Source organism: Massiliimalia timonensis, from assembly GCF_900186585.1.
Lineage (GTDB): Bacteria > Bacillota > Clostridia > Oscillospirales > Ruminococcaceae > Massiliimalia > Massiliimalia timonensis.
Genome location: NZ_FYDD01000004.1, coordinates 257,744 through 277,371, shown reverse-complemented (window position 1 = coordinate 277,371; position 19,628 = coordinate 257,744). Strand labels below are relative to the sequence as shown.

Here is a 19,628-nt window from a genome sequence, read left to right as displayed (position 1 = left end):
TTTATTTCACTTCCCTTGTTTTGGTGGTTCCGGTTCTTTTTTCTCTGCCTTGCAAGGCTTTGGGGAGGACAGCTCTTTCCCCGCCCGTACAAAGGTGCCATCCTGCGGGTCAACATAATCCACATCCTGATATGCTTCTGTTTTACACGGAAGTTCCTTTTCCTTCAGCTTTTTTTCGATCGCACTGCGAACCAAGGTGTAGATCACCGCAAAGGTAGGCACCCCGATCAGCATCCCGATAAAGCCGAACAGCCCGCCACCGATCAAAATTGCGAAGATGACCCAGAAGCTCGAAAGCCCGGTTGAATCCCCCAAAATTTTTGGCCCTAAGATGTTTCCATCAAACTGCTGTAAGATAAACACAAAGATAACAAAATACAAGCAGGTCATCGGGTCAACCAGCAAAATCAAAAACGCACTGGGGATCGCGCCGATAAACGGCCCAAAAAACGGGATCACATTGGTAACACCTACGATCACGCTGACCAGCACCGCGTAAGGCCAGTTGAAGATACTCATTACAATAAAGCACAGAATCCCAATAATCAAAGAATCCAGCAGTTTTCCAGAGATAAATCCCCCAAAAATCTTGTGTGTTTGACGCACAGTAGCGATGAGGGAATTTGCCTTTTCCGGCTGAAGCAGCGCATAGGAAAACCTTTTTGCCTGTGCAGAAAACAGATCCTTGCTGATCATGACATAGACAGATACAATGATACCGATCAGCAGATTCTTTAAGGTGTTCAGCGCGCCGAATACCCCGCTGGTCACTCCTTTGACCAGATCGTTGATCTGAGGGATCAGATCATTTTTCATCCAGTTTTCCAGATATTCAGAAAACTTCGCAAAAACAGACTCCACATTCTTCAAAAGATCCGGATTGTCATTCAGCACATCTGAAAGCCAGCGCTGCAAATTCGCAATATAAACCGGCGAACTTTCAAACAGGCTGGTAATGCTTTCGGCGATCTGCGGGATGATCAAACTGAACAGCGCAATGATGAACAAGACAGCCAGCAGCAAAGTCAAAAAGATACTTCCTGCCCGGGCAAACCGTTTTAGACGAAACCGGTTTAGGGTCTTGTGCCGGTAATCCGCGATACGAAGCACGATACTGACGATGCTCTTTTCCAGATAGTTCATGATCGGGATCAGGAGATAGGCGATACACAGCCCATAAATAATCGGTTTTAATACGTCGATCACTATGCTCAGCACATTTCCTACTGTATCGAAACGAAACAGGATCAGGAAAAAACTGATACTGGCGATCACTACCAGAAAAGCGGTGATCCCCCAATGCAGATACTTTTTGTCCCAGCGATATTTCACGGCAATCAATCAGCAAACAAACGGTTCCCCGCTGTTTGCATCCCCCTTTTCATAATTTCCATTTCTATTTTCAGTATACAACAAAACAGGTGTACAGACAACAATTATCTGTACACCTTTGCAAACATTTTACGAATTAGGCAAAATTAACTCGCTCGTAGCATTCATTGTTTTCACATAAACAACACAGGAGTTTTCATCATACCCATGCTGGTTATAACAATCTTCTAAAATAGACTGTACCTTATCCGGATCCTGATACGCATCGGAAAGCCGGTTGGCATCAGCTTCCGGTATAGTCTCCGTGATCCAGCCATCAAATTCTTCCGGCAGGACCAGCCCGGACAGCCAGTTCTTGGTAAACAAGCTCAGTGTTGGGTCGGTATTCCCATACAAGCTCAACGAATCAAATCCGCCGTCTTCTGTTGGGCTGACGATCAACAGGTCCTGTACGGCAGTATAATCCGGCTGCATCAAATCAATCGCCCCGATCGACTCTAAGTATGCAATCGTATTTTGATAACTCCCCTTTACCAAAATAGACATTTCCGCGGTTTCGTTCCACATGTTCCATTCATCCCAGTTTTCCTCTTCATTGAGGTCCTCGGGTTCATTTTTCCACAAATGGATCCAGCCGATCTCCGGTTCCTGCGGATCCAGCATATCTTCCAGAGTTTGCTCCATTACATCCTGCTGTAAAGCCTGCTGCAGCGCCTCCAGGTCGATCTGTTCCGTCGTCAGTTCATTCATGACTGTATAATATGGGTCAGAAACCTGAACGATATCATACCCGCTCAAGTCATTGGTAAAGATAACATGGTTCTCTGACAGGAAAGAATCGTTCTCATTCAAGGTTGCCAGGATCTCGGCCGCTTTTTGCGTATCCGCTGTATACTGCCGAACCATGGAAGAACCGTCTTTCAATTTATATTCCAAGCGGATCGCCTGATAATTTCCCGGTTCCCGGATACGATCCTCGACCACCTGCTGATGAAACTCCAGCACAGTTTGAATCAGGTCTGGATCATTGTAATAGACCGGTCTGTCGCTCTGCAGCGTTTCGGTACTTCTGGTTGTCCCCATGATTCCGGAATAATCAATCGAAACCATGTGTACCTGGGATTCCTCCGGAATTTTTGTGTATGCGCCAAATGCATCGGTTTCCACAAAGGTGACAAATCCAGAGCCAAGCACCACACACACAAGCAGTAGCGGCCAGGTTTTCAGCATCGCCTTTACAGACTGCAACACGATCAGCTGATAAGCCACAAAAGTGATCAGAATCGCCACAAAGAACCATACATAACGCAGGTTATAATAGGCGGTCCCTAAAAATCCGACGCTGAAGATAGCCAGTACCAGCGCCCCGCCAATCAGGGCGGCCAAGAAGCATGCAATATGGTTGAGTACGCGGGAAGCGCCCTTTAACCCTGCCCGTTCATTTTTACGCCGGCGCAGACCAAAGACGGCCGCGGCCATTAGGCCTGCTGAGATCACCAGCCAAATACCCATGACAATCAGATTCTGGGACACAAGGGAAAGGAACGTTGTCCCCACCCCTAGCTCCTGCTGTTCCAGCAAAGTCTGTGTGATCCCATGATTGACCAGGTACCACCCATCATCCGCAAAAAATTCGCAGAACGGAGAAAGAAGCGCAAGCACAAAATGATTCGCGGCTTCGCCTGCATAACCAAACATGGTGTATCGGATCACTTCCATGATAAAACCATACAGAATGACTGGTGCGCTCAGCAGAGCCAAGGGATATAAAATATTTTCCATGATCGTGCCGGAGATGGTTGAGATCAGCGCTGTCAAACCATACGGCAGCAACATGACCACCAGCGCGTTTAAAAGCACGACAAGCAATTCAAGGATCAGATACTGGTGGAACCCGACAATGATCAGATTGCAGAAAAAGATCACAAGGTAAGACAGTGCCACCGGTACTGCCAAAATAGTAACACCCGCTAACATCTTGGCACGCATCATCGCCCCGCGCCGGATCGGCAGTGTTCCAAACACATCTATGGCACGTCGATTCGTAAGGTAGGAGAACTGGACTAAAGACAAAACAAAGGCCATAACTGGGAAAAACAAAATGGAAGCCGGCCGTACGCCAAACACATACTGTTTTACTACTTCCCGCGCAGTGTCGTCTGCGGTTTGATTCATGCTTGCCACAACGCCACTTTCTGTAACCGGGGTCAGGTTTTGATCCACCAAACTCAGCACCGCCGGCAAAATCAAAAAGCAGACTGCGGTCAGGCACATGATCACAATGATCGGGATATTGTGCGACAATTCGTGCAGATAGGTATGCCGAAATGGATTTGCCGCCGGGGAGGTCCTGTGTTTTGCATCAAAATTCGACGTGGTTAAAATCATATCCGACACCCTCCATTTCCTGAATGAATACTTCCTCTAATGTCAGCGGCAGCGCTTCTAAGAACATTGGGGAAAAGGATTCCAGATATTCTTCGATCTCATCCCGGTTTCCCCGTGCCGTTAAGGTAATCAGGTTCCCACTGCAGGAAAATTTCAGCAAATCTAATTTTGACAGTTCCCCCCGGGAAGGAGCCTTTTTAAACCCACAGTGAAAACGGCACAATCCCAGCTTCAACGTATCCAAATCCTTATCCAAAAGCAGTTTTCCCTTGTACAGCAGCCCGATATGGTCGCATAGGTCCTCCAGCTCCCGCAGGTTATGGGAGGAAATGACCACCGTTGCGTTATATTCCGCTACATAGTTAACCAAAAGCCGTCTGACGGCATTTCGCACCACAGGGTCCAAGCCGTCAAAGGCTTCATCCAGCAGCAAAACATTAGGCTGGCAGGACAGCGCTAAAATAAGGCCGGCCTGCCGCTGCATCCCCTTTGAAAAAGCAGAGATCTTTTTATTGGGGTCCAGCGGAAAAATCTCGCACAGGCTGTGGTAAACTTCATAACTAAAGTGGTCATAGTATCCGGCAAAAAACTTTGCCATGGAATTCATTGATGCCTGCGGCAAAAAGTAAAGTTCATCGGACAGATAAAAAATCCGGTTTTTCAGCGCCACATTTTCAAATACAGGCTCGTCATCAATACATACCGTGCCGTATTCTGCCCGGTAAATACCCGCGATCAGCCGCAGCATGGTGGATTTCCCGGAACCGTTTGGCCCTACCAACCCATAGATGGTTTCCCGTTCAATGGTACATTCCAGATGGTTCAGAGCGGCATATTCCCCAAATACCTTTACGACATCCGTCATCTGTATCATGTTGCATCCTCCTGTTTTTGCTGATATTTCTGGGAAATTTGTTCCGCAATCCCCCGGACATCCTCCAGCGTCACAGAATACACCCAATTCTTTTCAATCACCCTACCGATCTCCAGCAAGGCCTTTTGGTGAAACTGCTCCCGGTTGGTATTTCCTGCGCTGACAAAGGAACCCTTTCCCGCTACGGAATGGATCACGCCTTCCCGTTCCAACATGGCAAATGCCTTTTGGATGGTGTTATGATTGATCCCAAGCTCTTTGGCAAGGTTTCTTACCGCAGGAAGCTGTTCGCCTTCTTTTAACTGTCCTACTGCAATCAGTTCCTTGATCCGGTCGCAGATCTGCTCATAGATCGGTTTTCTGCTGCGAAAATCCAAATCAATCAAAATGCGATCTCCTCCTTTTTCTTTTTTCATCACTTCTGTGCAGAAATGATCAGCATCATCGGCCGACGCATTTCATCCTTCATTCCCGGAAGCTCCAGCATCTCGGCCGGGGGCTGGGGTTCTACCACATGCCGGATCTGAAAGCCCTGCCGTATCAATGTTTCCAGATAAGTTGTCAGCGTCCGATGGTATTTTACAACTGGTTCACCCAAAAAGGTGGCGCTTCGTTTTCCTTCATAATAATAATTGTCCACCGGGAAGTGAAGGATCTCCCCTTTTTCGTTATAGACCCAGTCCTGCGCGCCCTGCGCTGTAAATACAGGGTGTTCCGCTGAAAAAAGGAACAGCCCGCCTATGGGCAGCCAGGAATAGATCTTTTTTACCATCATTTCAAAATCTTCTATGTAATGAAACGCCAAGGAGCTGAGCACCAAATCAAAGCTTTTCGGTTCACAGGTAAGATCCTCCATCGCGGTTCGGCAATACCGCACCGCCGGGCTTTGCGTTTTCTGCCGGGCAACCTGCAGCATCCTTTCCGAGATATCAGTTCCCAGAACAAACTCAGCGCCATGCTCCGCCGCATAGACACAGTGCCAGCCATATCCGCAGCCTAAATCCAAGACCCGCTTACCTTGTAAATCGGGGAGCAGCGCTTTCAGCGCCGGCCATTCGCCAGCCCCAGAAAGCCCTTGCACAGAGCGTCCCATCTGGCTGTACTTTTCAAAAAATACAGGCTCGTCATACTTGTTTTCTTTCACGGAAACTCTCACCCCTTTCGTAAAGGTCTTCCCATACAAACAAAAAAGTGTACTATGCGAAATAGTACACTTTAAAGTATATACTTCTTTTCTTCTATTGTCAATAAAGACAGGGGCTCCGTTTACAGATTTTTTACCCATTCCAGCAGGGCTTGAAACTGCGCGTGCAAATATCCCGTGACCTGGTCCCAACCGGGCAGGGAAAGGGAGACCTGCTCCAGCATATTTTCTCCATGAACTGCTTCCCATTGTTTTAGGTAAACTATGCCCAGCCCGATCACAAAAAGTACGATCAAAATCCCTAAAGAAACCGGGAACAGCCATTTTTTTGTTCTCATATTTTACAGTCCTTTTCTTTCTAATCACGTTCTTACTGCCCTTTTAATAAATGGATCAAAGAATCCCCCACGAACCCGATCGCATTTTTGGCTTCATTTAAGGTGTTGCCGTGACTTCCTACTTCAATCAACAATGCGCCGGTAGACAGGTCCTGATTATAGTGCCGGTTGCTAAACAGGATCGGCCGGGTAAGGGTGGGGTAGTCTTTTTCCATCTGGTTTTGCAGCTGTGCGGCAAAAGTCAGGTTTTTCTTGTAGTTCGGGATCTTCTTGCTTTTGGTCCCCGCACAGGAAATGATCATGACCTGGGCGGTTGGTTTCCCTTCTATCGTAGTTGCCGGAGCAGTGATGGGATCGTTTCCGATCGCGTCACGGTGAACATCTAATACCACTTTAATAGACGGATATTGCTTCAGATATTTTTCGATCATTACCCGGGAGCGATCGTACGCGCCGGTATAGGAGGCATCATAGTGCTCCTTGTCATGGATTACGCCGATCCCCGCATCCTCCAGCTTCTTTTGCAGCACATCGCCCACCGCAGTCATATTTTTATCGTCATTGGTGCTGCGGCTTTTCCACGAGGGGTCAAACCAATCGCATAGATAAGGCATATAGCTTTCTGTTGCATGGGTGTGGTAGATCAAAACCTGCGGCTCGTCAGTATCTGTCAGTTCAAACGGCAGGTCGGCCTTGGCAAGCTTTTGAATCTCCTTAGTGGACAGCGAGGTTTGATTTTTCAAATATCCGGTACCCAAATTTACACCGGCTCCTTCAAAGGTCTTGCGGATGATTTTCCCTGCGTCATCCGGTTTTTTAGGCGGCTCCTCTTCTGAGGTCTGTGCCGACGTTTCCTCTGTGTCCGGCTCCTCGCTGGGCTCCGGGTCATCCGGCATGGTCAGCAGCCCTGCGTCGTGATTGATGGGGAGGTCGTCGATTTTATTTTCCGTTACGGTGATCTCTTCTTCCGCCGGCAGGCCAATGCTGCCGTCCCAAAACGAAATCCCGGCCGATAGCGCTGTTAAATTGGACAGCTTCCCCGCTAATGTGGGCGCCGTTATCAGCACCAGAGCCACACCTAAGCCAAGGGCAGTCATTTTCACGATCATTCCGGTAAGCACATTCTTTTTCCGATGAAGTTTTTTCACATCGATTCCTCCTGCCTTTTAGACTCCAATATCCTATTTTTATGACAGGAGGAAAAATTTTATGCTGTCAGCGCCGCGATCTCTTCCAAAGATAATGACGGCTGAAGCGCCATATTGATCGCATAGGCAATGCTTTTAGAGGCGTGCTCGATCAAATTGTCGATGCCGCGCGGGGTCACCATCATCGTTTCCCCGGCGGAGCTTGCGGCTGGCCGGTCAGAAAGCTCGCGCACAATGGTACCTAAGTCCACAACAGTGGGCACTCCAATGGAAAGCACCGGAACGCCCAGAGTCGCCCGGCTTAACTCCTTGCGTTTGTTCAGCACGCCGGAACCGGGCGAAATGCCGGTATTAGAAAGCTGGATCGTACTCCCCAGCCGCGCCACGCTCCCAGAGGCGAGCGCGTCAATCACGATCGCGAGGTCCGGCTTTATCTGTCCGCACAAGGCGGTCACAATCTCCGCCGTTTCCATTCCGGTCTGTCCCAAAACGCCGGGCGCGATTGCGCTGACTGCGGACAGGTCTGGCATATTCAGCCGTTCAGCCATCTCCCGGCCGATATGGCGGGTCGTAAAGATGTACCGTACCGCCTGCGGGCCAAGGGCATCCGGTGTAATATCAGAATTCCCCAGTCCTACGATCAAAAAGGATCTTCCCTTTTGGGGAAGAAACGTTCTGATCTGCTGTGCGATCACTTGCACCTCGGCCTCAAATTGTGCGGACACTGCTTCAAACCCGGAAGTCTCAATCGTTACATAACGCCCCACCGGTTTGGAAAGCTGTTCGGCCGCCTCCTCATCACGGATCTCAACGGTATTCACAGTGATTCCGTTTTCCTCCATGCGAGTGGTATGAACCCCCTTGGGAAGTGCCTCTTTGGCAAAATCAATACATTCAATTGCCAAATCTGTTCTGATACTCATACAATATCTCCAATCTAAAAAAATTTTTCTCAAAACACTTGAAATCTTGTCCTAAAGGTGCTAAGATATTAAGTGCTGTCATAGTCTAAACGTGTCTCAATTAGATTATGGAAAGAAACAAAACTATTGTGTGTAAAAACTGTGGTTTTATGTTAAGGAGGTGCTTGTAATGCCAAATATTAAATCCGCAAAGAAAAGAGTTCTGGTAACCAAGACCAAAGCTGCTAGAAATAAGGCGTTGAAATCCAACCTAAAAACTGTTGTGAAAACTGCGAATGTTGCAATCGATACCAATGCTGAAAACAAAGTGGAAGCTGTTACCGCTGCAATCAAACGCATTGACCAGGCTTGCGCAAAAGGCTTGATGCACAAAAACTGTGCGGCAAGAAAAAAATCTCAGCTTGCAGTAAAACTGAACAAAAGCAACGCATAAGTATAAATCAAAATAAAAACCGGACCAAAGAAGTTTCCTCTCACCCAACAACTTCTATGGTCTGTTTTTTTTATCTTTATCAAGGATTTCCTTAAATATTTATAAAATTTCTATACAGGCTGTTGACACCGCCCAAAAAGTTGGGTATGATTAGGACAAGGGAGCAGAAAGGAGCATCCGCTATGGAAAAAAAGGGTTCCAACGCATTTTCAGTTGTTTCACTGGTATTAGGTTTAGTAGGAGTGGTGGTTGCCGCCCTGTACTTAGTATATCGTTTTTTGAGCGATCGCGCCTACCATGAAAAATGGAAGGATTATGACGATTGCGGTTTGGCTTAAAAACAAAAAAGACGGCATGGAAGCCTTTCCATGCCGTCTTTTTATCCTTACCGAATAAAATTTGTTGCGACCCGTTTTTCCTGTTCCGGGTAAGAGACCCCTGCCTTCTTACCGGCTTGGATACATTGCAGTAGCCAAGCCATATTCCTGCCCAGCGTGCGCATGATCTGTAGGCCCTCCAAGTCCTGCCGCACTTCGTCAGGGGTATTCCCGTGCACCATATTCCAGTACTGGGAAGATACCACCGGCATCCTTGCAAAAGAAGGGTATTTCAAAAGCTGCTCCAGCGCCGCAGTGGAACCTGCCCGGCGGCAGCTTACCAGACAGGCGGCAGGTTTATAGTAAAAGGATTTGGAAGAAGCGTAAAAGACACGGTCCAGCAGAGAAGTAATGCTGCCGGAAAGCGCGGCAAAATGTACCGGTGAGCCAAACACAAACCCATCGCATTCCTCTGCCAGAGAGATCAGCTCGTTCACACCGTCCTCATCACCAAATACGCACTCCCCTTTTCGCACTTTGTGACATTGCTCGCATCCAATGCATCCTCTGACAGTTTGGCTTCCAACATGAAACCAAACCGTTTCTATCCCCTCCCGGTTTAGCTCCTGCTCCACCTCGGCCAGCGCGGTAGCAGTACAGCCTTTCTTTTTGGAACTGCCGTTTACCAATAATACTTTCATCGCCGTTCGCCCTTTCTCTGTTGTCTTTGTTACTCCGTTTATACTTTTACTATACCATATTTGTCAAGATAATGAAAAAAGGAACTTCTAAATAGAAGTTCCTTTTTTACTGCTGGCACCCCCGACCAGAATCGAACTGATAACTACCCCTTAGGAGGGGGCTATTATATCCATTTAACTACGGGGGCAAATATCCTTGTTACAAATTCCATTTTATTATAGCAGGGTTTTTCAAAAAATGCAAATATTCTTTTTGTCCCGGGTTTTTCGCTTGAATTTGATCGGGGGCTTTGATATAATCATTACTGTATGAACAATAAAGAAGAGGAACAAAATATGACAAAATTACTGACCAAAAACCGTAGCTTTTACAAGGATTTTTTCCTGATGACCTTAATCCTTGCGCTTCAAAATCTAATCACCTGTTCTGTCAACTTAGCGGACAACATCATGCTGGGCTCCTACGCTGAGGTGTCGCTTTCCGGCGCCGCGATCGTCAACCAGATCCAATATCTGCTTCAGATGCTGACCATGGGGATCGGGGAAGGCGTTGTGATCTTATGCGCGCAGTATTGGGGGAAAAAGGAAATTGAACCGATCCGCCGCATCTTCAGTATTGGCATCAAATTGGGGCTGTTAGCGGGCGGCCTGATGTGGGCAATCGTTTTCTTCTTCCCGGTGCCGGTGCTCAGTCTGTTTACTAACGATCAGGCTGTGATTGAAGAGGCAAAATCCTATTTGCAGATCGTCTGTTTCTCCTATTTCTTCTTTTGCATTACCAATACCATTATCTGCGGATTACGCGGGGTGGAAACAGTTAGAATTGGTGTTGTGGTTTCCCTGATCGCCTTATTTGTCAATATGGGGCTCAACTATATGTTTATCTTCGGGAAATTCGGCGCTCCAGAACTGGGGATCCGAGGGGCAGCGATCGGGACGCTGGTATCCCGGATCATCGAAACCGGTGTCGTTGTATTTTATCTGTTCGTAGTAGATAAAAAGGTCAAGATGAAAATTTCGGACTTCCTCTCCTTTGACCGGGAATTGTTCTCCGACTATATCCGGGTAGGCGCCTTTGTGATCATGTCCAATATGCTTTGGGGTGTAGCCATGGCAGTACAGGCAGCGATCCTGGGGCATCTTGGCTCGGTGGCAATCGCGGCAAACAGTATTGCCGCTACTGTATTCCAAGTGCTGACGGTAGTGACCTATGGCTCCGCCAGTGCTGCGGCTGTCATTACGGGCCGTACTGTCGGGGAAGGGGATATTCCCCATGTCAAGGAATATGCGCGTACCATGCAGCTATTGTTTCTTGGGATCGGCGTACTGACCGGGCTGGGGCTGTTCTTGGTAAAAGAGCCGATCCTCGATTTTTATTCGATCTCTGCACAGACCCGCGACATGGCGGGAGATTTCATCAATGTTCTTTGCATTACTGTAGTGGGGACTGCTTATCAGTGTGCCAGCCTGACCGGGATCGTCCGGGGAGGCGGAGATACCAAGTTCGTATTTATCAATGATTCTATCTTTATGTGGCTTTTAGTACTCCCGCTTTCTGCACTGGCGGCATTTGTCTTAAACTGGTCGCCTTTAGCCGTTTTTTGGATCTTAAAAAGCGACCAGATCGCCAAGTGTTTGGTAGCTCTTCCAAAGGTCAACCGCTTCCGGTGGATCCGCCAATTAACTCGATAGTTTGTTCATAAAAAGTCGGTTTTTTTAACCGGCTTTTTATGTTATAATAAGAATAATTCTGCAAGAAGGGGGTGTAACGGCATGGATCCTAATTATGATGAGCATGAACAGCGGTTTTCCACACCGCCGCAGGCGCCAAAACAGGTGACCTATGTAAACGGTCTGGGGTTCCTTCCGGAAACACCTCAGCAGGCAGAACATAAGGCTTTGACGATCCAATACAATATCCTGCTGTTTTCCACCCTTCTTCTTTTCTTTTTACGGGCGGTGTCCTTCGCGCCGATCGTAAACCTGCTTTCTTTATGCGGGCTTGATATTGTGATCAATCCGCTGACCAATGTGGTGACCATGTCTATCGTTTCGGCACAGATGGTTGAGATCCTGACCAATGCCGTTTACCTAGGGCTGCCTGCGCTCGTTATTCTTTTGTTTAACCGCAGGATGGGCGGGGTCGGACGTTTCTTATCAAAGCCAAACGTTGGGACCACCCGCTACAGCGTGCTGATTTTGTTGGGAACAGGGATCATGGCCTATCTTCTTTCCCGGATATTTGTAGGCGTGTTACAGGCAGGCGGCGTCATCCTCTTACAGGACCAGGCGCAACCGCCAGCGAATTTAGGCGCATTTGTTCTTTATTTTGTTTCCAGCGCACTGGTTCCTGCATTTTTGGAGGAGATTTTGTTCCGAGGCGCAGTTCTGCACGCAATGCGCCGTTTTGGCGATATTATTGCGATCGCTGTTTCCACCGTGTTATATACTCTGGTACAGCCCAGCGTGGACAAAATGGTATATGCCTTTATTATGGGACTAGCCTTATCTTATTTCACCGTCCGTTCCGGCAGTATCTGGTCCCCCATTGCCGCCAGCGTTACCCTAAAAAGCTTATTTATTGTTCTGAGCCTGCTGAATGTCTATTTCCCAGAGGACTTTGCCGCAAAGGTTTTCTGCCTCATTGCGGCAGGCCTTTTGCTTCTTGCGCTCTTTTTGTTCACTTGGTTTGTCCGGAATGATGATCTTGCGTTTCAGATCTACAGCGAGGATACCTATTTGACAAACCGCGCTAAGATCAAGACCTTTGTCAGCAATTTTGGGTTCTGGATGGTAGTTGTCCTTGCTTTCTTATACATTGTACCGTACATCCAGATCATCGGGTAGCAGGAGGGATTATGACAGAGCAAGACCGCCAGTTTATGCTGGCCGCGATCGAAGAAGCAAAAAAGGCGTTTGCCTTAGGGGAGGTCCCTGTAGGGGCTGTGATCGTTCAAGATGGCAACATCATAGCCCGGGGATATAATTTGCGGGAAACACACAAAAATGCTGCTGCACACGCTGAATTGCTGGCGATCCATGCCGCGTGTGATACGCTTGGCGGTTGGCGACTTCCCCGCTGCACCCTGTACGTCACGCTGGAGCCCTGTCCCATGTGCACGGGTGCCATTATCAATTCCCGGATCGACCGGGTAGTATTCGGGGCATATGACCCCAAGGCCGGATCCTGCGGTTCTTTAGTAGATCTCTTCGCCCTTCCCTACAATCACCAGCCGGAATGTGAAGGCGGAGTATTGGAGCAGGAATGCGCGACTTTGCTTTCTGATTTTTTCCGGCAGCTGCGGGAAAAACGAAAGGCTGGCTCTAGATAAAAGCCTTTTATTTGAAAGATTTCATCCTTTTTGTTTTTCCTCTGCAAATATCATATAGCGCTGAAAAAGCCGTCCCAAAATTTGGGACGGCTTTTTTATTTTTCTACCGGAGTCTGGTTCATCAAATTGATCAGGTACTCTTTAGAAGTTTCATATAGTTCTTTCACATCATCTTTATCGATGTTTGGCATGTCATCGGGAGCACGCAGCACCAAAAACAAATCGTTTCCAGCATCTACATCCCCTAGTAAGGCATCATTTTTAATATAGTACTTGTCACCCTCTACATTCTCATTATCAGAGAACTGGCTCAAGTCTACAAATTTTACGTCGCCTTCCTCTTGTGTCAGGAAATCATAATTGTCCTGGTCCATCAGATAAACAGCGTCCATCCCCTCCGAAATACTGGAGGTCATTTTGACAAACTGCGCCATATAGAAATTGGGATCCGCCTGTTCGCTGTTTTCCCGGTCCATCTGTATAGCCATAAAGCTAATGTTCTGCTCTTCATTTTCATCTGTATCCGGACAATACTGCGCAGTTTTATCGATATAGGCACCCACACTTTCCGAATCATAGTAATCTTTGGTGATCATCATGATGCTCATATCATACTTTTCCTTGGTCACCATGTCGTACACGAAGAACCCGCCAATTAGAACTGCCGCAACACAGCCAAAGGTGAGCCATTTGTAATGATACCAATAGTTAGCCCATTTTTCTTTAAATGTCTTAGGCTCAATATGTTCTGCAGGACGATGCTTTTTGGCATAGATTTTTTCTCTATCTTCCGGCGACAGGCTGTTGATATACTGCATCTGCTTACGCAGTGCGGCCTCCTGCCGTTTCCGCTTTTGAAGCCTCTCCAGATCTGTGTGCTCTTGTTCTGCCATCAGGTCATCTTCCTTTCCTTTTGCAAAAACGGACACCTGCTTCTGCGGTGTCCGAATCAGCCTAGTCCTTTAATGGTTTCATGGTCGGGAACAGCAATACGTCCCGGATCGCCTCTGTGTTAGTCAAAAGCATTACCAAGCGGTCGATGCCAATTCCAAGTCCCCCGGTCGGAGGCATCCCATATTCCAAGGCATTGATATAGTCTTCATCCATATCAGCCGCTTCATCGTCACCCTGTTTTTTCAATTCTACTTGATGTTCAAAACGTTCTTTCTGGTCGATCGGGTCGTTTAATTCAGAGAATGCGTTTGCGTGCTCTCTACCCACGATAAATAATTCAAATCGTTCTGTGATAGAAGGATCTTTAGGGCTTCTCTTTGCCAGCGGCGAGATCTCAACTGGATAATCGGTCACAAAGGTCGGCTGAATCAGGTTGTGTTCTACATATTCATCAAAGAACAGGTTTAGAATATCGCCTACCAAATGACGTTCTTCATATTCAATATGATGTTCTTTTGCCACAGCGCGGGCATCTTCTACGGTTTTAATTTCCGAAAAATCAACACCGCTGTATTTTTTCACTGAATCAGCCATGGTGATTCGTTCAAATGGTTTTCCTAAATCAAGAGTGTGCTCCCCATACTGGATGGTTGTCGTCCCCAGCACGTTCTGCGCTACGGTACGGATCATATTTTCAGTAATATCCATCATGCCGTGATAATCCGTATATGCCTGGTACAGTTCCAACAAAGTAAATTCCGGGTTATGTCTGGTGTCCATTCCCTCGTTGCGGAATACACGCCCCAGTTCATAAACACGATCAAATCCACCGACGATCAGCCGTTTTAAGTGCAGTTCCAGCGCGATACGCATATACATCTCCATATTCTGCGCATTGTGGTGAGTGATAAACGGGCGGGCAGAAGCACCGCCTGCCACGGTATGTAACACCGGAGTTTCCACTTCCACAAAGTTCAACCCGTCTAAGAATTTGCGGATCTCGGTGATGATCCGGCTTCTTTTGATAAAGGTTTCCTTTACTTCTGGGTTTACGATCAAATCCACATAACGCTGCCGATAACGGGTGTCCTGATCCTTCAGGCCATGCCATTTTTCCGGCAAGGGACGCAACGATTTAGACAGAAGAAGGATCTCCTCCGCTTTTACAGAAATCTGCCCTTTTTGGGTACGGAATACCTCGCCCTTAATCCCGATTATATCTCCAATATCGTATTTTTTAAAATCAGCGTAGGCTTCATCCCCAACATGATCCTTGCGAACATAGGACTGGACCCGTCCGGAATGATCTGCTACATCAATAAACCCAGCTTTTCCCATTCCGCGTTTTGACATGATGCGTCCCGCAATGGAAACCATCTTGCCTTCATATTCATCAAACTTGTCATTGATATCCTTTGCATAGGCATCCACATGATATGTTGTGATCTGGAACGGGTCTTTTCCGTTTTCCCGCAATTCAGCCAGCTTTTCCCGTCTTACCTTTAAAAATTCACTCATTTCTTCCGCAGTTGGAAGAACATTATTTTCAACTTCTTGGCTCACGTTCCACTTCTCCTCATTTCATCAACACGCTGTCTATTTTGAAATATTTAAAATTTCGTACTGGATCACACCGGAAGGAACTTCCGCGTCTACAACATCTCCAACCTTATGGCCGATGACTGCCTTTCCTACCGGCGATTCATCGGAAATCTTTTTCTGCAGCGGCGCAGCTTCTGTAGATCCAACGATCTTATAAGCTTCCTCTTTTCCATTTTTCAGGCATTTTAAAGTAACGGTACAGCCTACAGAAACAACATCGGTAGAGATTTCATCGTCATTGACAACTACAACATTTTTTAAAAGAGCCTCGATCTCGTTGATCCGTGCTTCTACCATTGCCTGTTCATTTTTGGCCTCATCATATTCGCTGTTTTCAGACAGGTCGCCGAAAGACAAAGCGACTTTGATCTTTTCGGATACCTCTTTTCGTCTGACGATCTTCAAGTTTTCCAGCTCTTCTTCCAGCTTTAAAAGCCCCTCTTTGGTTAAGGTAATCTGTTTGTTCACAGCCACGTTAATATCCCCCTGTGCATTCTTTCACAAAAATTATATCCCTGCTATTAGGTATAGGTATACTAGTCTACAATATTTTAATTATACAAAAATCAGAACTTACTGTCAAGCACTTTTTCATTTCCAAGAATGATTCTATCTTACCCAAAAAAATTTTTATTTTCCACTGATTTTTATAAAAATTATGGTAATAAAATATGAACACAAAAAACCTCCTTCCGAATCAACGAAAGGAGGTCACGGTATCTTACTTATACCAATTCAATGATTGCCATCTCTGCTGCGTCACCACGGCGTGGCCCGATTTTCACGATGCGGGTGTAACCACCATTTACATCAGCGTATTTCGGAGAAATTTCATCGAATAATTTCTTAACCACATCTTCTTTGGTAATATATGCAAATGCCTGACGCTTGGAGTGGAGGTTGTTTGTTTTGCCGAGTGTAATCATTTTCTCGGTCATCGCACGAACCTCTTTTGCTCTGGAAACTGTGGTTTCAATTTTACCATTTTCAAGTAAAAAAGTAACCATAGCTCTCAGCATTGCTTTTCTGTGATCAGAGGCTCTTCCGAGTTTTCTGCTTCCTGCCATTCTAGTTCACTCCTTACTGGTTGTTCTTCGATTAATCGTCGTCCGGGTTCAGGTTAAAGCCCAAAGAGTTGAGTTTGAACACGACCTCTTCCAAAGACTTTTTACCCAAGTTGCGGACTTTCATCATGTCATCTTCTGATTTATTAATCAAATCGCCTACCGTATTGATTCCTGCACGTTTTAAGCAGTTAAACGAACGTACAGATAAGTCAAGCTCCTCAATAGTCATCTCGAGGACTTTTTCGTTACCTTTATCGTCCTTTTCTACCATGATCTCAGCGGAAGCCGCTTCTTCAGATAGATCCACAAACAAGTTGAGATGCTCATTCAGAACCTTGGCTGCAAGGGAAATGGATTCCTTGGCGGAGATCGTTCCGTCAGTCCACACCTCGAGGCTCAACTTATCATAGTCGGTAATTTGTCCAACACGGGTATTTTCAACCGTATAATTTACTTTTAACACCGGTGTGTAGATACTGTCCACTGCAATCGCGCCAACAATGTTCTGAAGATTTGCCTTGTTGCGTTCTGCTGGCACATATCCACGGCCTTTGTCCAGTACGATCTCCATATAGAGCTTCGCGCCCTGGTCCAAGGTTGCGATGTGCATCGCAGGATTCAAGATCTCTACTTCAGAATCTGCTTTGATGTCACCTGCGGTAACAGTGCCTTCACCTTCGGCTTCAATATAAACGGTTTTTGGGGACTCGCCGTGGATTTTAGCGGTCAACCCTTTGATGTTCAGAACGATTTCCGTAACATCTTCTTTCACACCCGGAATGGTGGAAAATTCATGCTGTACCCCGTCAATTTTAATAGAAGTAACAGCAACACCTGGTAATGAGGAGAGCAGTACACGTCTTAAGCTGTTGCCCAGAGTAGTACCGTAGCCGCGTTCAAGGGGCTCTAAGACAAACTTGCCGTAACTACCGTCAGGTTTCATCTCAGCTGTCTCAATTCTTGGCTTTTCAATTTCGATCATCAATAACCCTCCTGTGATACAAATCTTTCTATGAAATCTCTGTCAAACGCCATGAGCGTTTGCTGAATATTTGAAAATCCTTAACACCTAAGTGATTGGAAAATTAAGGAAAAAATATTCAGCAAAACAGAAATTCCCGAAAAAGAATTGTAAGAATGTTTGGTTCCAGTGGAAAATCGTCTGTACTTCTGATTATCTGGAGTAGTACTCTACGATCAGGTTTTCCTGGACATCCAAGTCAATATCTTCACGGCTTGGCATACGAACGATTTTCGCTTCCAGTTTATCCTGATTCATTTCCAGCCACATTGGAACCGGACGGGAACCGTTTGCTTCTACAACGGCTTTGATCTTATCGGAAGAACGGCTCTTGTCGCAAACTGCAACTACATCGCCCTCTCTTACTAAGTAAGAAGGTACGTTTACCTTTTTGCCGTTGACCGTATAATGACCGTGTACGACCAGCTGACGAGCTTCTGCTCTGGAGCTAGCCAGGCCCATTCTGTAAACTACGTTATCCAATCTGGATTCACAGATGATAAGCAGGTTTGGCCCTGTCATACCCTGTTTCTTTTCAGCCATTTCAAAGTATTTTGCAAACTGGCTTTCCAAAACGCCATAAAAACGTCTGGTTTTCTGTTTTTCTCTTAACTGCATCCCATATTCAGAAACTTTTTTTCTGTTCTGTCCATGCTGCCCTGGGGCATATCCTCTGCTTACGAAAGAACATTTATCAGAGTAACATCTTTCGCCTTTGAGGAATAATTTCTGTCCTTCGCGGCGGCACATTCTGCATACTGCACCAGTATATCTAGCCATATCGTTACACCTCCTGATAAATATTACACACGTCTTCTTTTCGGCGGACGGCAGCCGTTGTGCGGGATCGGGGTCACGTCTTTGATCATAGTAACTTCCAGTCCAACTGCCTGCAATGCACGGATTGCTGCTTCACGTCCTGAGCCTGGGCCTTTTACATAAACTTCAACCGTCTTCAAACCATGTTCCATTGCAGCTCTTGCAGCTTTTTCAGCGGCAGTCTGTGCAGCAAACGGAGTGGATTTCTTAGAACCTCTGAAGCCCATTTCACCGGCGCTTGCCCATGAAATCGCGTTGCCCTGTGTGTCCGTAATCGTAACGATCGTATTGTTAAAGGTAGACTGAATATGAACGGCACCGCGTTCGATGTTCTTACGCTCACGGCGTCTGCGGACTGTTTTCTTAGCAACTTGTTTTGCCATTTCTCAGAATCCCTCCTGCTATTTTTTCTTGTTCGCGATTGTTTTCTTCGGACCTTTTCTGGTACGAGCGTTTGTCTTTGTGCGCTGACCTCTTACAGGCAGGCCTCTTCTGTGACGAACGCCGCGGTAGCATCCGATCTCGATCAATCGTTTAATGTCAAGAGCGGTACTTCTGCGAAGGTCACCCTCAACTTCAAAATTTTTGTCAATATAATCACGCAGTTTTGCAAGATCATCTTCGGATAAATCTTTTACACGAACATCCGGGTTTACACCGGTTGCTTTGATGATATCGCTTGCTGCTTTCTGACCGATACCGTAGATATAAGTTAAACCAATCTCGATTCTCTTTTCTCTAGGCAGGTCAACACCAGCTATACGAGCCATAAAGTTGCACCTCCAATAACACAGTAGCAGCGTGTTTCGCTGTCTGTATCTGTAATAGATGTTTGAACCAAATTATATAAGGTTTCGCTATTAGCCCTGACGTTGTTTGTGCTTCGCATTCTGGCAGATAACCATGACGCGGCCTTTACGTCTGATAATTTTGCATTTTTCACACATGGGCTTAACGGAAGGTCTTACTTTCATTTGAAATTACCTCCTTCGTGAATCGGCGGGCCCGCGTTCAGGCCAGCCTCGACCTTAGTCTGTTTGTTCTGTTCCTGTCCTCACTGGATCAGGATTTATGACTTATTTGGAGCGCCAAGTGATGCGCCCTTTTGTCAGATCATACGGCGACATTTCAACCGTCACCTTATCCCCGGGCAGAATACGAATGAAATTCATCCGTAGCTTGCCTGAAATATGAGCCAAAATCGTATGTCCATTCGGCAGTTCTACTTTAAAGGTAGCGTTCGGCAGCGTTTCCGTTACCACTCCTTCAATTTCGATTACATCTTCTTTTGACAA

24 protein-coding genes and 1 tRNA gene are annotated in these 19,628 nt (G+C 46.5%); 5 read left to right on the top strand and 20 right to left on the bottom strand.

The genetic code is table 11. The features are described from left to right. Positions 1-6 precede the first annotated feature (6 nt). The 8 genes from CIB36_RS09120 to gpr form a co-directional block, all read right to left on the bottom strand. Positions 7-1,332 (bottom strand): AI-2E family transporter, encoded by a 1,326-nt coding sequence (locus CIB36_RS09120; protein WP_093989985.1) that lies wholly within the window; start codon positions 1,330-1,332, stop codon positions 7-9. A 129-nt stretch (positions 1,333-1,461) separates the two neighbouring features. Next, complete coding sequence (locus CIB36_RS09115) at positions 1,462-3,720, bottom strand: DUF998 domain-containing protein (RefSeq protein ID WP_093989261.1); 2,259 nt, start codon at positions 3,718-3,720, stop codon at positions 1,462-1,464. Further along, complete coding sequence (locus tag CIB36_RS09110) at positions 3,695-4,594, bottom strand: ABC transporter ATP-binding protein (protein ID WP_093989260.1); 900 nt, start codon at positions 4,592-4,594, stop codon at positions 3,695-3,697. Before CIB36_RS09110 ends, CIB36_RS09115 begins: the two co-directional genes overlap by 26 nt. After that, the gene (locus CIB36_RS09105) at positions 4,591-4,980 is read right to left on the bottom strand and encodes a GntR family transcriptional regulator (protein WP_093989984.1); all 390 of its coding nucleotides are present in this window, start codon (positions 4,978-4,980) and stop codon (positions 4,591-4,593) included. Before CIB36_RS09105 ends, CIB36_RS09110 begins: the two co-directional genes overlap by 4 nt. Positions 4,981-5,009: 29 nt before the next feature. Next, positions 5,010-5,738 carry a class I SAM-dependent methyltransferase gene (locus tag CIB36_RS09100; RefSeq protein WP_093989259.1) on the bottom strand — a complete coding sequence of 243 codons (729 nt, stop codon included), beginning with the start codon at positions 5,736-5,738 and terminating at the stop codon, positions 5,010-5,012. Between the two features lie 122 nt (positions 5,739-5,860). Further along, the gene (locus tag CIB36_RS09095) at positions 5,861-6,076 is read right to left on the bottom strand and encodes a hypothetical protein (protein WP_093989258.1); all 216 of its coding nucleotides are present in this window, start codon (positions 6,074-6,076) and stop codon (positions 5,861-5,863) included. 32 nt (positions 6,077-6,108) lie between these two features. Continuing rightward, positions 6,109-7,224, bottom strand: a complete 1,116-nt coding sequence (spoIIP, locus tag CIB36_RS09090; protein WP_093989257.1) for a stage II sporulation protein P — start codon at positions 7,222-7,224, stop codon at positions 6,109-6,111. Between the two features lie 59 nt (positions 7,225-7,283). Next, entirely contained in the window at positions 7,284-8,147 is an 864-nt protein-coding gene (gene gpr / locus CIB36_RS09085) for a GPR endopeptidase (RefSeq protein ID WP_093989256.1), read from the bottom strand. Positions 8,148-8,316: 169 nt separating this feature from the next. Here gpr and rpsT point away from each other — a divergent pair, with 169 nt between their 5' ends. Further along, positions 8,317-8,580: a 30S ribosomal protein S20 gene (rpsT, locus tag CIB36_RS09080; protein ID WP_093989255.1), complete on the top strand. Its 264-nt coding sequence runs from the start codon at positions 8,317-8,319 to the stop codon at positions 8,578-8,580. 182 nt (positions 8,581-8,762) lie between these two features. Further along, positions 8,763-8,918, top strand: coding sequence for a hypothetical protein (locus CIB36_RS13315; RefSeq protein WP_158662645.1), 156 nt, complete (start codon positions 8,763-8,765; stop codon positions 8,916-8,918). 47 nt (positions 8,919-8,965) lie between these two features. Here the strand turns inward: CIB36_RS13315 and CIB36_RS09075 are convergent, their stop codons facing one another. Further along, positions 8,966-9,598, bottom strand: coding sequence for a flavodoxin family protein (locus CIB36_RS09075; RefSeq protein ID WP_093989254.1), 633 nt, complete (start codon positions 9,596-9,598; stop codon positions 8,966-8,968). 113 nt (positions 9,599-9,711) lie between these two features. Then, positions 9,712-9,786: transfer RNA gene (locus CIB36_RS09070), tRNA-Arg, on the bottom strand. Between the two features lie 148 nt (positions 9,787-9,934). Here CIB36_RS09070 and CIB36_RS09065 point away from each other — a divergent pair. The 3 genes from CIB36_RS09065 (at position 9,935) to tadA (ending at position 12,930) form a co-directional block, all read left to right on the top strand. After that, positions 9,935-11,290 carry an MATE family efflux transporter gene (locus CIB36_RS09065; RefSeq protein ID WP_093989253.1) on the top strand — a complete coding sequence of 452 codons (1,356 nt, stop codon included), beginning with the start codon at positions 9,935-9,937 and terminating at the stop codon, positions 11,288-11,290. An 81-nt stretch (positions 11,291-11,371) separates the two neighbouring features. Then, positions 11,372-12,445: a CPBP family intramembrane glutamic endopeptidase gene (locus tag CIB36_RS09060; RefSeq protein WP_093989252.1), complete on the top strand. Its 1,074-nt coding sequence runs from the start codon at positions 11,372-11,374 to the stop codon at positions 12,443-12,445. Between the two features lie 11 nt (positions 12,446-12,456). After that, positions 12,457-12,930, top strand: a complete 474-nt coding sequence (tadA, locus tag CIB36_RS09055) for a tRNA adenosine(34) deaminase TadA (protein ID WP_093989251.1) — start codon at positions 12,457-12,459, stop codon at positions 12,928-12,930. A 95-nt stretch (positions 12,931-13,025) separates the two neighbouring features. On the opposite strand, the gene CIB36_RS09050 is transcribed toward tadA, so the two are convergent. The 10 genes from CIB36_RS09050 to infA form a co-directional block, all read right to left on the bottom strand. Then, positions 13,026-13,823 (bottom strand): hypothetical protein, encoded by a 798-nt coding sequence (locus tag CIB36_RS09050; protein ID WP_154825571.1) that lies wholly within the window; start codon positions 13,821-13,823, stop codon positions 13,026-13,028. 61 nt (positions 13,824-13,884) lie between these two features. Then, entirely contained in the window at positions 13,885-15,342 is a 1,458-nt protein-coding gene (gene lysS / locus CIB36_RS09045; protein ID WP_093989983.1) for a lysine--tRNA ligase, read from the bottom strand. A gap of 78 nt (positions 15,343-15,420) precedes the next feature. Then, positions 15,421-15,900, bottom strand: coding sequence for a transcription elongation factor GreA (greA, locus tag CIB36_RS09040; RefSeq protein WP_178085783.1), 480 nt, complete (start codon positions 15,898-15,900; stop codon positions 15,421-15,423). A 251-nt stretch (positions 15,901-16,151) separates the two neighbouring features. After that, on the bottom strand, positions 16,152-16,493 hold the full coding sequence (gene rplQ / locus CIB36_RS09035; protein ID WP_093989249.1) for a 50S ribosomal protein L17: 342 nt from the start codon (positions 16,491-16,493) through the stop codon (positions 16,152-16,154). Positions 16,494-16,524: 31 nt separating this feature from the next. Continuing rightward, entirely contained in the window at positions 16,525-17,475 is a 951-nt protein-coding gene (locus CIB36_RS09030; RefSeq protein ID WP_093989248.1) for a DNA-directed RNA polymerase subunit alpha, read from the bottom strand. Positions 17,476-17,667: 192 nt separating this feature from the next. After that, positions 17,668-18,294 (bottom strand): 30S ribosomal protein S4, encoded by a 627-nt coding sequence (gene rpsD, locus CIB36_RS09025; RefSeq protein ID WP_093989247.1) that lies wholly within the window; start codon positions 18,292-18,294, stop codon positions 17,668-17,670. Between the two features lie 23 nt (positions 18,295-18,317). Then, positions 18,318-18,716 (bottom strand): 30S ribosomal protein S11, encoded by a 399-nt coding sequence (gene rpsK / locus CIB36_RS09020; RefSeq protein ID WP_093989246.1) that lies wholly within the window; start codon positions 18,714-18,716, stop codon positions 18,318-18,320. A gap of 18 nt (positions 18,717-18,734) precedes the next feature. Next, positions 18,735-19,103: a 30S ribosomal protein S13 gene (gene rpsM, locus CIB36_RS09015; RefSeq protein ID WP_093989245.1), complete on the bottom strand. Its 369-nt coding sequence runs from the start codon at positions 19,101-19,103 to the stop codon at positions 18,735-18,737. A gap of 90 nt (positions 19,104-19,193) precedes the next feature. After that, positions 19,194-19,307, bottom strand: a complete 114-nt coding sequence (gene rpmJ, locus CIB36_RS09010; RefSeq protein ID WP_093989244.1) for a 50S ribosomal protein L36 — start codon at positions 19,305-19,307, stop codon at positions 19,194-19,196. A gap of 102 nt (positions 19,308-19,409) precedes the next feature. Further along, positions 19,410-19,628, bottom strand: coding sequence for a translation initiation factor IF-1 (gene infA, locus CIB36_RS09005; protein ID WP_093989243.1), 219 nt, complete (start codon positions 19,626-19,628; stop codon positions 19,410-19,412).

Coding starts and splice junctions, on each gene's coding strand:
- CIB36_RS09115 (WP_093989261.1), bottom strand. CDS start 3,720: ATGATTTTAACCACGTCGAATTTTGATGCAAAACACAGGACCTCCCCG.
- CIB36_RS09110 (WP_093989260.1), bottom strand. CDS start 4,594: ATGATACAGATGACGGATGTCGTAAAGGTATTTGGGGAATATGCCGCT.
- CIB36_RS09095 (WP_093989258.1), bottom strand. CDS start 6,076: ATGAGAACAAAAAAATGGCTGTTCCCGGTTTCTTTAGGGATTTTGATC.
- gpr (WP_093989256.1), bottom strand. CDS start 8,147: ATGAGTATCAGAACAGATTTGGCAATTGAATGTATTGATTTTGCCAAA.
- rpsT (WP_093989255.1), top strand. CDS start 8,317: ATGCCAAATATTAAATCCGCAAAGAAAAGAGTTCTGGTAACCAAGACC.
- CIB36_RS13315 (WP_158662645.1), top strand. CDS start 8,763: ATGGAAAAAAAGGGTTCCAACGCATTTTCAGTTGTTTCACTGGTATTA.
- CIB36_RS09075 (WP_093989254.1), bottom strand. CDS start 9,598: ATGAAAGTATTATTGGTAAACGGCAGTTCCAAAAAGAAAGGCTGTACT.
- CIB36_RS09065 (WP_093989253.1), top strand. CDS start 9,935: ATGACAAAATTACTGACCAAAAACCGTAGCTTTTACAAGGATTTTTTC.
- CIB36_RS09060 (WP_093989252.1), top strand. CDS start 11,372: ATGGATCCTAATTATGATGAGCATGAACAGCGGTTTTCCACACCGCCG.
- tadA (WP_093989251.1), top strand. CDS start 12,457: ATGACAGAGCAAGACCGCCAGTTTATGCTGGCCGCGATCGAAGAAGCA.
- CIB36_RS09050 (WP_154825571.1), bottom strand. CDS start 13,823: ATGGCAGAACAAGAGCACACAGATCTGGAGAGGCTTCAAAAGCGGAAA.
- lysS (WP_093989983.1), bottom strand. CDS start 15,342: ATGAGTGAATTTTTAAAGGTAAGACGGGAAAAGCTGGCTGAATTGCGG.
- rplQ (WP_093989249.1), bottom strand. CDS start 16,493: ATGGCAGGAAGCAGAAAACTCGGAAGAGCCTCTGATCACAGAAAAGCA.
- CIB36_RS09030 (WP_093989248.1), bottom strand. CDS start 17,475: ATGATCGAAATTGAAAAGCCAAGAATTGAGACAGCTGAGATGAAACCT.
- rpsD (WP_093989247.1), bottom strand. CDS start 18,294: ATGGCTAGATATACTGGTGCAGTATGCAGAATGTGCCGCCGCGAAGGA.
- rpsK (WP_093989246.1), bottom strand. CDS start 18,716: ATGGCAAAACAAGTTGCTAAGAAAACAGTCCGCAGACGCCGTGAGCGT.
- rpsM (WP_093989245.1), bottom strand. CDS start 19,103: ATGGCTCGTATAGCTGGTGTTGACCTGCCTAGAGAAAAGAGAATCGAG.
- rpmJ (WP_093989244.1), bottom strand. CDS start 19,307: ATGAAAGTAAGACCTTCCGTTAAGCCCATGTGTGAAAAATGCAAAATT.